Source organism: Candidatus Poribacteria bacterium, assembly GCA_021295755.1.
Classification (GTDB): Bacteria; Poribacteria; WGA-4E; order WGA-4E; family PCPOR2b; genus PCPOR2b.
On sequence record JAGWBT010000001.1, the window covers coordinates 64391 to 77282 of the forward strand.

General features: G+C 49.4%; 12 protein-coding genes. 3 read left to right on the forward strand and 9 right to left on the reverse strand.

Going from position 1 to position 12892, the window contains the following annotated elements; genetic code table 11:
• Positions 1-17: 17 nt before the first annotated feature.
• Positions 18-1061, reverse strand: a complete 1044-nt coding sequence (ftsY, locus tag J4G02_00260) for a signal recognition particle-docking protein FtsY (protein MCE2393028.1) — start codon at positions 1059-1061, stop codon at positions 18-20.
• 358 nt (positions 1062-1419) lie between these two features.
• On the opposite strand from ftsY, the gene J4G02_00265 reads away from it, so the two are divergent.
• Genes J4G02_00265 through J4G02_00275 form a run of 3 tightly spaced genes read left to right on the forward strand, consistent with a single transcriptional unit; the run spans position 1420 to position 4482 of the window.
• Positions 1420-2904, forward strand: a complete 1485-nt coding sequence (locus J4G02_00265; protein MCE2393029.1) for a rhamnulokinase — start codon at positions 1420-1422, stop codon at positions 2902-2904.
• A 42-nt stretch (positions 2905-2946) separates the two neighbouring features.
• Positions 2947-3762 (forward strand): phytanoyl-CoA dioxygenase family protein, encoded by an 816-nt coding sequence (locus J4G02_00270; GenBank protein ID MCE2393030.1) that lies wholly within the window; start codon positions 2947-2949, stop codon positions 3760-3762.
• 36 nt (positions 3763-3798) lie between these two features.
• Positions 3799-4482 carry a methyltransferase domain-containing protein gene (locus J4G02_00275; protein MCE2393031.1) on the forward strand — a complete coding sequence of 228 codons (684 nt, stop codon included), beginning with the start codon at positions 3799-3801 and terminating at the stop codon, positions 4480-4482.
• A 73-nt stretch (positions 4483-4555) separates the two neighbouring features.
• On the opposite strand, the gene J4G02_00280 is transcribed toward J4G02_00275, so the two are convergent.
• The 8 genes from J4G02_00280 to J4G02_00315 form a co-directional block, all read right to left on the reverse strand.
• Positions 4556-4804, reverse strand: a complete 249-nt coding sequence (locus J4G02_00280) for a galactosyldiacylglycerol synthase (protein MCE2393032.1) — start codon at positions 4802-4804, stop codon at positions 4556-4558.
• 16 nt (positions 4805-4820) lie between these two features.
• Complete coding sequence (locus J4G02_00285) at positions 4821-6314, reverse strand: sulfatase-like hydrolase/transferase (protein ID MCE2393033.1); 1494 nt, start codon at positions 6312-6314, stop codon at positions 4821-4823.
• A gap of 55 nt (positions 6315-6369) precedes the next feature.
• Positions 6370-7179: a phytanoyl-CoA dioxygenase family protein gene (locus J4G02_00290; GenBank protein MCE2393034.1), complete on the reverse strand. Its 810-nt coding sequence runs from the start codon at positions 7177-7179 to the stop codon at positions 6370-6372.
• A gap of 51 nt (positions 7180-7230) precedes the next feature.
• Entirely contained in the window at positions 7231-8172 is a 942-nt protein-coding gene (locus tag J4G02_00295; GenBank protein ID MCE2393035.1) for a ThuA domain-containing protein, read from the reverse strand.
• Positions 8173-8183: 11 nt separating this feature from the next.
• Positions 8184-8996 carry a phytanoyl-CoA dioxygenase family protein gene (locus J4G02_00300; protein MCE2393036.1) on the reverse strand — a complete coding sequence of 271 codons (813 nt, stop codon included), beginning with the start codon at positions 8994-8996 and terminating at the stop codon, positions 8184-8186.
• 114 nt (positions 8997-9110) lie between these two features.
• Positions 9111-10682: a hypothetical protein gene (locus J4G02_00305; GenBank protein ID MCE2393037.1), complete on the reverse strand. Its 1572-nt coding sequence runs from the start codon at positions 10680-10682 to the stop codon at positions 9111-9113.
• Positions 10682-11536 (reverse strand): hypothetical protein, encoded by an 855-nt coding sequence (locus J4G02_00310; protein ID MCE2393038.1) that lies wholly within the window; start codon positions 11534-11536, stop codon positions 10682-10684. The genes J4G02_00305 and J4G02_00310 overlap by 1 nt, the downstream gene beginning before the upstream one ends.
• Before the next feature lie 48 nt (positions 11537-11584).
• Positions 11585-12826 (reverse strand): starvation-sensing protein RspA, encoded by a 1242-nt coding sequence (locus J4G02_00315; GenBank protein ID MCE2393039.1) that lies wholly within the window; start codon positions 12824-12826, stop codon positions 11585-11587.
• Positions 12827-12892 lie beyond the last annotated feature (66 nt).

Here is a 12892-nt window from a genome sequence, read left to right on the forward strand (position 1 = left end):
TGTTATTCTCTCCTTGGCTAATTCTCTACAGCTTCCTCGCGTTCAAACAGTACATCCACAAACTCACGGCCAACAAAATCACGGAGATCATCCAACTTTTCGCCAATTCCAATTAATCTAACCGGGGCACCAATTTCCTTTTTCACAGCAATGACAATCCCGCCTTTTGCTGTACCATCTAGCTTGGTGACAGCCACACCGGTGATAGGTACTGCTTCGTTGAAGACCTTCGCCTGCATAATTGCATTCTGTCCTGCTGTTCCATCAAGGACAAGCAGCACCTCGTGTGGTGCTTCTGGGACTGCGCGTTGCATCACCCGTCCAATTTTCGACAATTCATCCATCAACGGCTTTTTTGTGTGAAGTCTGCCAGCAGTATCAATGATGAGTAGGTCTGCCTGACGCGATTTTGCCGCTTCCATGGCGTCAAAAACGACCGATGCCGGATCTGCTCCCTCACCACCTTGAACTAGTTCAACACCGGCGCGATCACACCAGATGGCAAGCTGATCTGCGGCTGCTGCCCGAAAGGTATCTCCTGCAGCAACAAGCACCCGATTTCCTTCGGATCTGAAGCGATATGCTAGTTTGCCGATGGTCGTTGTTTTGCCTGCACCATTGATACCAAGCACCAGAATCGTGTGCGGTTGGCCACCATCAACTCTGATGGGAGCATCTTCCCCAAGTACATTCAACATCTCTTGCTTGAGAATCTCCGGCAGTTCCGACGCATCGCTGAGTCCTCTCTGCCTGACGACCTCCCGCACATTGTCCATCAGTTCGAGCGTAGTGTTGACACCGATGTCGGCTTGTATCAAAATCTCCTCAATCTCTTCCATCAACTCTTCATCAATTGTTCTGCCGACGCCTAGTAATCCAGAGATTTGCCCAACAATGCTATTTCGAGTCTTGGACAACCCTTCTCTAAGCCGATGAAACCAGCTACCTTCTTTCCCAGGTGTCACTTCAGATGTAGGTGGTTCGGTTGCCGGTTCCTCAACCTCAATATGTTGCTCCTCCGATAAATTGTCTGCTTTCCGATTGAATAAATTTCTAATCATCTATCTTTCCATCACCAATAAGTTCCTAAGTATCCTTAACCTAAGTTGCTAGTTATGTGCGACACGATAAAAGTCACTCCCAAGACCCATAGGTCGGGCACCTCGCCTCAACTACAGAGCCTCAGAGGGGCGAGAGGTGTATCGTCATTATGAAAATTCGAACTACAGTTGAGCGTAGCGAAATCCCGATTTATCGGGGTTATCTAGCAGTGCATCCTTAAAGGACTAGTTACATTATACGACTGTAACATATTATACATCAATCCTACCCAGAACAAAACAAAAATTTGACTTCGTCCAGTACACGTCATATAATACCGACCTTGAAATGAACCCCAACTGTATCACGAGGACGGAAATGGGAGCAGCACGACAATTTTTGGCATTCGATCTCGGCGCAGAAAGTGGACGTGGCGTACTTGGGACCTTCGATGGGGAACGCCTCAATCTAGAAGAAATCCATCGGTTTCCAAATGGCGGCATCCGTGTTTTGGATAGCCTACACTGGGATGTCTTAAGGCTCTGGGACGACATGAAAACGGCACTTTCGATGTGTGCGCAAAAACATGTAGACTTCAGCGGAATTGGAATTGACACGTGGGGTGTCGATTTTGGCCTACTCGGCAGAGGTGATGTGCTGCTTGGATTCCCGTATCACTATCGTGATTCACGCACCGACGGCATGCTGGAAGAGGCTTTTCGACGTATAGATCGCGCGACAGTCTTCGAGCGAAGTGGCTGTCAGTTTCTTCAGATTAACACACTTTATCAGTTGCTGTCAATGGTTGTCGACGAATCCCCGCTACTCGATGCTGCCGAAACATTTCTCATGATTCCCGACCTTTTCAACTTCTGGTTGACGGGAGAGAAAGTGTGTGAATTTACTGATGCAACAACGACACAATTTTACGATCCGCGGAGGAACGCTTGGTCCACAGAGATCTGCACCGCGCTGAGTTTGCCGTCCGAGATCCTGCCGGGAGTTGTACATCCGGGGACAAAACTCGGTACGTTGCTACCTTCCGTCGCAGCAGAAACAGGATTACCTGAAATACCTGTTATTGCCCCGGCTTGCCACGACACTGGTTCAGCCGTTGCTGCAGTGCCAGCACGGAATGAGAATTGGGCATATATTAGCTCCGGCACCTGGTCACTGATGGGCATCGAAGTTCCCGAACCGATTCTCACTGATCGGGCGCTTGCCCTCAACTTTACAAATGAGGGCGGGATAGAAAACACATTCCGTTTCCTGAAAAATATCATGGGCCTTTGGCTTGTGCAGGAGTGTAGGCGCACATGGGCACAAGCCGGTGATGAAATGTCCTATGCTCAGATAGCACAACTTGCCGAAGGCGCAAAGCCTTTTACCGCATTAATTGATCCCGACGACGATGCCTTTCTGCCTCCCGGCGACATGCCTGCCCGTATCGTGAGTTACTGCAAGCACACGGGACAAACGCCGCCATCAAACGCAGGGGAGATTCTCCGGTGTGCCCTAGAAAGCCTTGCGCTCAAATATCGGTGGGTTCTTGAGAAACTGGAAGTTGTCCACGGCGAAGCCACTGACGTGATCCATATTGTTGGTGGGGGAGCACAGAATCGGATCCTTTGTCAGTTTACCGCAGATGCGACCGGGACACCAGTCATCGCTGGTCCCGTTGAGGCGACAGCAATTGGAAATATCGCGGTGCAAGCAATTGCATGCGGCTTGATCAGATCTATCTCTGAAGCGCGGGAAATTGTCCGCCAGTCTTTCAACGTTATTACTTATGAGCCACAGGATTCGACGGAGTGGGATGAAGCCTATGGACGATTCCTGAACATAACAAGGATGCCATCTTAGTGGTATTCTCAACATCTGATTGAGCAAAAGGAGACATATTTTATGCTGACAGAAGAAGAAAAATGGTTGTTCGACCTGCACGGCTATCTGATACTCAAAGGTGCCGTTCCGAAGGAAGATATAAAACGAATGGTCGAATTGTGCGATAGATGGCATACCTTTGACGATAGTGAGCTGCCGCCACCGTTAAAGAGCTATCATGATGTGAACACCAAGCCGACTACCCCGCGCTCGATTAATAACGTTCCGTATGCCGATCCAGTTTTCCAGCGGCTCGTTCTCAATCGGGAAATTATGCGGGTGGTACTTGCGCTGACGGGAAACTCGCCCCAATTGCTCTCAGTCGCACTTGTCCGTAACACGAAGGAATCCGACGACATTCAGTTTCACGGTGGTTTCTCCGGTGGACTCCGCAATCCAGCGAACGATTATCAAGCCGCCAATGGAGAGGTCTTTGCAACCTTTCTAAACGCTGGTGTTTCACTAGTAGATGTACCGGCTGGAACCGGGTTTGTGTGCATTCCCGGTAGTCATAAGTCGAATTTCTCCAAGCCGGACGATGTGAACATCTACGACGGTCCGCCAACAGTTGCAAACTTCAGTGTGAATGCTGGAGATGTGGTTCTGTTTACAGAGGCACTCTGTCATGGTGCCCGGCGATGGACACTCGACGAACCACGTCGTACCGTCTTTGTCCGTTACAGCACTTCCTACGCTTCTTGGTCGCCCGGCTACGGACCCATTGACGAACATCGAGACAAGCTATCAGAAGAGGTCTACGAACTACTCCAGATGGCAGGTTTCCAACATCAAAAGCAGGTAGTGGGTCGCCTACTGGCAGAGATGACCGATCGATAGCTTGATTGATTTAATTGTCGCACGTGGGTTGGAACGATGTCACCTCAAATGCTACTCCAGCAGATCAAAAGTCGTTATCCCATCGAAGAAAAAAACATCCCCCTGATCACTAACCAAATCCGCATGACGATAGTTGATGATCCGGACCAGTTGCTTGATACATTGAGTAAGGAGGACCAGTGGGGGACGCTTCATCTCCCCTATTGGACCTATCTGTGGCCCTCGGCAATTGGTCTTGCACGATATCTTGACCTAAGTCGTAATTTTGAGGGGGAGCGGACCTTGGAGATCGGCTGTGGCTTTGGACTCGCCGGAATTGTCGCGTGTCAGAAGGGTGGAGTCGTTCTGTTCACAGACTATGAACGGGACACACTCGCCTTTGCTCGCTATAACGCTTTACAAAACAGATGTGCCGACCGCGCAGCCTTTGTGCAGATGGACTGGAACACGCCCTGCCTGAAAGGAGAATTTTCGCGCATCCTCGCCTCGGATGTCATCTACGAAGACACACATTGGAATCCGATTCTTACACTGCTTCAGACGTATCTGGCCCCCGATGGAGAGGCTATCTTCTCGGAGCCTAACCGAACTAGTGCCTCTGGCTTCCTTAAACGCCTCAGTCGTTATGGATTTACATACACGGAACAGACCGATGATGTTGTGGGATTGGACGGGGTAGTTTTCAAAATCACAATTTATTGTTTAAGGCGAGATGAATAAGAGTCTGCCCTGACTATTCCGATACTTCCGAAGATTGTCAATAATCAAGGTTTGCACAAGATAGAGGTTCTACTTACTCAATCACTTCATAACGAACATCGATGTTAATCTTGTCCTCTAGTGCGTCCGTGAGCATTGTGAGCAATTCCTCATCGCAACCTTCCTCTGCCAAAAAGCCTAGGGACTCTGGATCGATGTAATAGTCCTGATCTTCAAAACCTTCCTTCTCCAAGTTATCGATAAGAAACTGTAGTTGATCCTCGGTAACTACCCCAATTTCGTTGTCGTGTTCAATGTCTATCAATCGATACACTTGAGGCATGCTGATCTCCGAAAGTTTATTTTTGATAGGCGGCTAGATGTGCACCCGGAGTTCCGTGTCTATAGTCTCCGTCACAAGCATTGAGCATCCATGTTTTCAGTCTGTCAACAATTTCTGGATATAGTGTGGCAACGTCATTTTCCTCGCGATAATCCTGATTCAGGTCATATAGCTGAAAACTGTCCTCGCTGTTGATATAGCGTAACTTCCAATTATCTGCTGTTACCAGAGCGGGACCTAGCCCCGAGGCATATATTACGAATGGATGGACCCTTTGTTCCTCATCTTTCCCAAATAATGTTGGCAAAAACGAAAGCCCATCTTTGCCTTGAGGCAACTCCGCTCCAATCAGTTCAGCGAGCGTTGGCATAAAGTCGTAATTTGTCAAGATGTGGTTGGACAGACCGCCGGAGTCGATTGTGCTGGGGAAACGGACAAGGTAGGGTATTCGCGTCCCACCCTCCCAACTGGACCACTTCAGACCAGCCATCCCGTCGTTGCCGTTGAACACATCTCCGCCTGTTTCTGAATAGAATTTTGTCCTGATGTCATCAAATGCCTCGCCGTTCAGGTTCTCTGTCCGCCCGGAGGTCCGACCCGTTTGAGTCGCATACACCTCATGACCGTTATCCGAACACAACACGATCATCGTTCGATCGTCAATTCCAAGCCGCTCAAGTTCATCCAAGATAATCCCAACGGTCTCGTCAAATTTGAGGATCATTGAAGCATATTCCTTCTCGTATTCCGTCAAATCTGGATTGTGCTTTACGGCCGGATGAATATCCGGGATAGCGATGGGACCGTGCGGCAATTGAGAGGGGTGATAGAGGAAGAACGGTTGATCCTTATGCTTGCGCAGAAAGGCGACAATTTTTTCGTTGAAAATATCTTGGGAATAAACCGTCTTTCCCTTCTGATCAGATCGGATTGCCGCATTCTTAACCGACTCTCCATCTAGATGTACACCGCAATCAGCCCGTGTATTGCCCCGGATGTAGGCTAGTTCTCCGTTTTCAAAGAGGAAAGGAGGATAGAAACCGTGGCAACGCGCATGGTCGTACCAGCCGTAATGATAATCCCAGCCGTGACGACGGATTCGGTCACCCGTTGTGTCAAAGCCCCATTCTAACTTGCCAATCTGTCCTGTCACGTAACCCGCCGCCTGTGCAATCTGAGCGAGAAATACCTCATCGGGCCTTGCTTGGAGACTAGTTGTATGGATTAACTCTGTAACCTGTGCTAGTGTCAGTTCACCTGTGCTAAGTCTGTTATAGATACCCCCTTGGGTATATGTCCAAGTGCCTTGATGGCAGTCGTGAAGCCCGGTCATCATACTGGCACGGGACGGTGCACAGAACGCACAGCCGTAGGCTTGCCTAAATCGCATGCCTTCGTTGGCGAGACGGTCAATATTCGGGGTCTCGAAATGCTGCTGTCCATAGCAACTAAGCATTCCACGCCCAAGGTCATCGCCGTAGATAAAAATCACATTTGGCTTGTTCGCCATATTGGTTATTTCCTAGCCGTTAACCGCTTACATGTTATCCGTCACGCTTTACTGTCTACGTCCAACGGGTCACCATCTGAGTGCGCGGGTCTTGACCACTGCCAATTTCCTCGTGACGAAACAGCTGTTTAGCACGATCCGAGAGCGAATCGTAGATATCCTGCCGAATCCCGATTTGCGGGTACATCGTCTTGAACCAAGAACGGGCATACATCAATGCGATATTCGGACGCGGTTCATCAGAAACATTGGGTGTCCCGCGATGCCACATCCGTGCGTCTCGAATGAGCAGAGAGCCTGCCGGCATGAGAATCTGCTCGGAGTGCATGATTTTCGATATACTCTCGATGTCAATTCCACTTGGCATAAGATGGGTCCCGCCGGGCCAGATTTCCATCGCACCGTTTTCTTTGCGAAAGTCGACCAGCGGAATATCCAAAACAATACAGTACACCGGCGATGGAGCATCTACCTCCGGAAAAAGTTGATGAATATCCGAGTGTGTGGGTTGATAATCTGAACCCGGAAGCGGCGTATTATTGCCTAAGTAATGACAGATACAGTTTTCCCCGAGTAATTGGTCAATCACCGATAGCACTATGGGATGGCTTATCACATCTGGATGGTTAAAGGGCGCTCGAAACGGAAGGTGCATCTGCCACCGCTTTGCCCCACGGTTAGGTTCATTTTTGGCGATATTTTCATTCAAGAGTTCCATATAGTGTGTGCAAAGTTCATCAATCAATTCTTCGGACAAGGCGGCCTCGAAAACTGCATAACCGTTCATCTTGATCTGCTGAATCGTAGCATCAAGTGTGTCCGGATTCAGGCTCCTTGTTTCGCGTTCTACAGTGCTTAGTTTCATCGACTTTCCTCTTTAAGATGTCCAATGGACGAAAAATTCCTCGCCCTCAAATCAGAGGCTAAAATCAGACGGACGCATTCCTCTCTTGAATGTACCGAAACCGAAGAAAGTAGGGTTATATTCGTCCACATAACCCACTTGACTTTTATCAGGGATCTGATTTTCCAACCCCATGCACCAGTAACAGGCATTTACCAGCAGACGCCGCAAGTCCACGCTTTCTAAGTCTACCGAGGCTCCCATCGTGGTGCAGAATACACGCGATGCACTTCCGTGCTCACCTGTATAGCTCTTAATCCATGCCAACGGCATCGTAGGAGTGTCAGGTTTGGGTGGGTTCGATGGTTCCATTCCAACAAGCACTTCACCATGGAGAAGCACTTGCGTCTCTCCCGCCAATGTGGTGGTGCCATAAACGTCGGTTGGTCCCCAGACATCTTCAACCCCTTTTAGAATAGGATGGTCTTTCATCTCTGCGTTGATGACACCACGCGTGCTTTCTTTCCCGTGATGACCATGATGGTTAATCCAAGTTTCTCCCAAAACTTGACGACCATATCCTCCGTCAAATTCCTCACTATTGAAGCTGTATTTGGCATACGGACTTTGTAGATTTCTACTGTAACTGAAAGCGTGAGTTGCCGTCCGCAATCCCATAACCGGCTTGCCCGAGTTGGTATAATCAACAATATATTCCATTTGGTCATCGGGCAATTCGCGAAAGCGAGTGAAAAGCACCATCATGTCCGCAGTTTCGAGATTTTGTAGACCGGGGATATTAGTCTGCTCTTCCGGATTGATTTCCCCGGTTTCCGGATCAATTGCGAAGAGCACCGTGCATTTGAATCCATGATGGACAGCCAAAATTTTTGCGAGCAGTGGGAGCGCCTCCTCAGATCGGTATTCTTCGTCACCACTAACGAGCACGATGTGTTTTCCTGTGCCCGGTCCCTCGCTGCCTTCATATACAATCCAATGTTCAGAATTTGCCATATTTTTCTCCTCTATGGTGTTCGGTAGAGCTTTGAACCTTTGTCTTCCCTGCGGTAGTGCGGTGCAGAGATCACTGCCTTTTGGGCTTCGGTCAATTCATCATAAAACGGTGGCGGCGTGTAGTTTCCCATCAACGATTCACCCATAACGCCGGAGTTATAGCGAACAATCACTGAACGCCGCTGGTGTTTTGCAGTCCACGGCAGGCCACCATGCATCAAACATTCGACAAAGAGGATAGCGTCACCCGCCTTCGCGGGAATCGTGACGATTCGATCCTTGTACGTGTGATAGAGGCGAATGTCGTCCGGACAGGGGAAGTTCGCCTTATGGCTGCCGGGCAAGCAGGCGAAACCACCATCTTCGGATCCCACATCGGTTAGTTGAATGGCGAAGTTCGTCATGCCACAATACATGCGCCCATTACGGTACAGAAACCCACGCGAACGATCAAAAGGTTCACCACCTTCGTGGAACCAGAAACCTTCCGCACCCTCATCCATCGTGATGATACCGAGTCCCTCCAGTCGGGGGCCAGGCCCCAACAACTCCTCCAAATACGGCATGAGCCTAGGGTGAGCAATCATCTGACGAAACACATCACAATGCGGTTTCTCCCATGTCAACATACCTCCTAGATCGCCACGTCCCATCTTACCCCGCAGCGTTGTGGATCCATTCGCAAGATCATTTGGACGGATACTAATCTCATTCGCGTGGTGATCAACCGCTGCATTCGCTGCCGCTAACTCTTCGGGTGACAGGGCATTTTCGATTACCAAATAGCCGTGCACATCAAAGATATATTTTTCTGCGTCTGTCATTGTCGTTCTCCTCTCTATTTAGGTCTGCATATTCTCAAATTGTATCATTTCAAAGCAATCAAAAACCAATCAAACTTCCGCGGGTAGAATCCGTGAATCTATGTGCTTAAACAGCTATTCTACAAACTGAAAACCGAATAATTTCGCGTTCTTAAGATAGAACTTGAGCTTGATATGCTCCCCTTGAAGGAGGCGAAGATCCCTATTTCCGTGCCAAGTAACCAAATTGGCAACGCCTGTTTGCGTCAATGAATCTGCGTCATCGAAGGAGAAACCTACAATAGGAAAGTGGTCGGGGTGCAAAATTTCCACCTTGACATCGCAAGCGGAGGCAGGTAAGATCGTCTTAATGTTGATATTCAACTGATTTCCAGAAAAGCGAAAGGGGCGCGTTACTACTTCCCCGTAACCGTTGGAAATGCCACCTATGTTATCAAGCGAGACAAAACCATCTAAGGGCGTAACCGCCAATCCAAGCGCGCCAGTCGGCCCGAGTCCACCCACCTCAACAAGTCGTCGCTCGCGAAAATTCATCCCGTTGTAAAAAATGAATATCTGATCATTATGCACAATTGGCTGTTGTGCATAAATAGCGACCGAATCGAAGCTAGGTTCAGGACTCAGCGGAATAAACGGTTCACGGAATCGACGATCATAGTGAATTCCATCGCGGCTGAACACGAACTGTGGCCAGATGAACAACTGTTCATTCCGGAGAAAATTCCACAACATTCCGATGTAGAATCCTTCGTAGGTCGTTGCCCACATACTGTAGAATTGCAAGCCCGGCGGATCTTCATTGTCAGGAATAATAATCGTCTGCGGTTCTGTCCAATGGATCAAGTCTGGGCTCTCTGCCCGTCCGATGACGCGCTTCCCCAGCGGACACCGCTTATGCTGACAGTTTTCCATGTGGACAGCGTAGCACCCCCGAATCTTATCCCACCCCATAAACGCTGTTGGTCCCCACAGATAACTCTGTTCCTGCTCCTCCACATCGACAACTTGTTTAGCCCCGGAAGGGTCGAGCTGAATTTTTTGCCCGTAAACACCTTGCGTTCTCACTTTGGGGAGAATGCCCTGTTGTATTACAGGATTGTTCTGATACGGTGTCCAGTTGAATGCATCTGGAGAAGTATAGAGATTCCAAAAGCACTCCAGTACATTTTCCGTTCTACGCTTTGTTCGCTGCGATAGGACCTTATACCGTTTTGCGGGATCTTTTTCATTGGGATCTACAAAGATTCCTCCCTTTGCTTGCACCCAATTCTCCAGTTTCAGTATGTTATTCTCCCATGACCCGTTAAATTTCACCAATCCCAGCGACGGTTTTTCCCAATGATATCCATCTACCGAGGTTGCATAACAGATGATCGGCTCAGTGCTATTTGGTTTCTCCTGTTGCATGGGTGCTGCGGTCAACCCCGCGTCCGGTTGTGTGAATAACCGAACTGTCTCTGAAGGAGTTACGGTTGACGCCGTATACCACATCCGAAACAATCCTTGTATTTCATCGTAAAAAACACAGCCGTAATGGAGATTATTGCCCTCCCACGGTCGGTCTGGACAGATGACAGGGTTATGCTGCACCTTAGTTGCAGGGTTGAGTGTCCGTTCAACACCGGTCATGCTTTCGATGAGATAATCATCGAGAAAGAGTTGCTTTTGTGAGCCAATTTCGATCATTAGCTTGCCTGGCAGCCATCGTCACCGGCGGTGACGCGAGTAGCACTTATCACCTTCCGGAAATCATCAATTGTCATACCGACTGCCCGAACCCATCGCCAGTTACAGTCCGCAAGTGTCATGCTATATTCATCTACACATTCCGGCTTGCCTTTTTCCCACGGTGTTTGGGGCCAGATCGTATGTCCATTCTTAGTGCAGATCTGTAGGCGACGATCGTCAAGTTGCAGATATACACGGCGCTCATCAACCCACTGCGCTGTCAACCGTGATTGAAACATAGCGGCACTAGTACCATCATGGCACTCAAAAAGCCACGCTTCTACATCATATCCATCAATCGGGATGACTTCCCATCCTTGAGCATCGTACAAGAACCGGGAGTCATAAACCGTCATTTCAAAGCGCATCTGGGGGGCACAGCGCAGCCCCAAGTATTCGGCAAAAGCACCACCGTATCCGGGGACACACCCCTCAAACGATTCTCCCCAAAGTTCAGATGTCACTATAGCTGCGTCCAACTGGAGCCGGTGCAGCGAGACGTGATCGTGGAAATCGGACACAAGACGACGGTAATACTCCCTCAGATCGGCGTTTTCAGGAAACGCTGTCCGAGGGTAGAAAACGGCAGCTTCGCCAAGGTTTTTCACTGCGGTTTCTTGGAGATATTCGGGGCCTCCCAATTGGAGAAACAGGGTATCTGATGGGCGGTCGTCTAGGGCTTGAAGCCATCGCTGCTTTACCTTTTTCTCTCTTTCCACAAAGAGATAGAGGTTATCCCGACGAATAGCAGCGGGCTCAAGATTCTCGTAGCAGCACGGATGGATTAAAAAGATTATGTGTTCAATTTTCATTTTCACGCTGCTATCTCGATGCTACTTACCGCGAAGAGGATTTAGGGCTTATGGTCTAATCACTGTGCCGTCAGCGCGGCGCGCATCGCCCCACAGCTTACGGCCGCCCACGTCTTGGGCAGGGAAGCGAGCTGCCAGCTCCTCGTTTATGTCTACTCCTATCCCCGGCTTGCCGTTGGGCCACATATAGCCGTTGCGCAATTCAGGGGTGCCGGGAAACACTTCCTTCAACGTTTCGTGAGTATTCAGGTAGACCGAAGCCTCTTGAATGCCGAAATTCCACACGTTCATATCCAGCATGAGGTTCGCTGCGTGTCCAACGGGTGAAACATCGGCGGAACCGTGCCAGGCGGTGCGGACATTGAAAGCTTCGCACAACGCCGCCAACTTGCGCGCCGGTGTTAAGCCTCCTATCGTCGAAACATGCACACGAATGAAGTCGATTAGCCGGTCCTTTATCATGGGGACAATCTCTTGAGGGTTGCTGTACAACTCCCCCATCGCTATAGGCACGCTGGTCTGTTGACGTACGAGGCGGAAGTAGTCATTGTCCTCCGGTGCAAAAAGATCTTCAAGGAAAAATGGTCTATATTTCTCCAACTCCTTTGCCAAACCAAGCCCTTGGATGGGCGGCATGCGCTCGTGGAGATCGTACAAAATCTCTGGAGCCGGTCCAAACTTCGCCCGAAAATGCTCAAAAGCTGCCACGACGTCTCGAGCGTACGGTACCGGTTCAAAGATGCTTACTCTGTCGTCCGAAACCTTGTTGGTGATGATGACCGATTCCTGATGCGGTCTATCGTGTGATGCTGACGGGTGCATCGAGCCTAGCTTGAAGTGACGGAACCCACGTTCTTGAAGTTCATGGATGTGCTCTTCGTATTCCACAAGATCGCGTCCGGTAGGGATGATATATACAGCCGCAGCTTCTCTAGACTTACCACCGAACAGCTCGTAGACAGGCATCCCCGCCACCTTGCCTTTGATATCCCACAGCGCTTGGTCTACACCGCTTATCGCATTGTTAAGGACAGGTCCGTAACGCCAATAGGCGGACACATTGCACGACTGCCATATATCCTCAATATCAGCGGGATCTTTGCCGACAAGAAAGGGGGTAAGATAATCGTTTACAGCTGCTGCAACAGCAGTCGGTCTTGAGAAGAATGAAGCACAGCCCAAACCGTGTAGTTCCGGCTCATTGGTTTCCACCTTCACAACGATTAGCGTACGTGCGCCGGGTGGTTGCGTGATAATTGCTCGAACATCGCGAATTTTCAAGTTGCCCATTCTGTGCATCCTCTGTTATTGAAATATAGCCAACTTTGCAGGGAACAACAATCGTTGTTCTTCAGC

Excerpts from the sequence above, each read along its gene's own strand:
- J4G02_00280 (MCE2393032.1), bottom strand. The coding sequence starts at position 4,804 with ATGCCTCAAGTGTATCGATTGATAGACATTGAACACGACAACGAAATT.
- J4G02_00310 (MCE2393038.1), bottom strand. The coding sequence starts at position 11,536 with ATGAAAATTGAACACATAATCTTTTTAATCCATCCGTGCTGCTACGAG.
- J4G02_00270 (MCE2393030.1), top strand. The coding sequence starts at position 2,947 with ATGCTGACAGAAGAAGAAAAATGGTTGTTCGACCTGCACGGCTATCTG.
- J4G02_00275 (MCE2393031.1), top strand. The coding sequence starts at position 3,799 with ATGTCACCTCAAATGCTACTCCAGCAGATCAAAAGTCGTTATCCCATC.
- J4G02_00285 (MCE2393033.1), bottom strand. The coding sequence starts at position 6,314 with ATGGCGAACAAGCCAAATGTGATTTTTATCTACGGCGATGACCTTGGG.
- J4G02_00300 (MCE2393036.1), bottom strand. The coding sequence starts at position 8,996 with ATGACAGACGCAGAAAAATATATCTTTGATGTGCACGGCTATTTGGTA.
- J4G02_00305 (MCE2393037.1), bottom strand. The coding sequence starts at position 10,682 with ATGATCGAAATTGGCTCACAAAAGCAACTCTTTCTCGATGATTATCTC.
- J4G02_00290 (MCE2393034.1), bottom strand. The coding sequence starts at position 7,179 with ATGAAACTAAGCACTGTAGAACGCGAAACAAGGAGCCTGAATCCGGAC.
- J4G02_00295 (MCE2393035.1), bottom strand. The coding sequence starts at position 8,172 with ATGGCAAATTCTGAACATTGGATTGTATATGAAGGCAGCGAGGGACCG.
- J4G02_00265 (MCE2393029.1), top strand. The coding sequence starts at position 1,420 with ATGGGAGCAGCACGACAATTTTTGGCATTCGATCTCGGCGCAGAAAGT.
- ftsY (MCE2393028.1), bottom strand. The coding sequence starts at position 1,061 with ATGATTAGAAATTTATTCAATCGGAAAGCAGACAATTTATCGGAGGAG.
- J4G02_00315 (MCE2393039.1), bottom strand. The coding sequence starts at position 12,826 with ATGGGCAACTTGAAAATTCGCGATGTTCGAGCAATTATCACGCAACCA.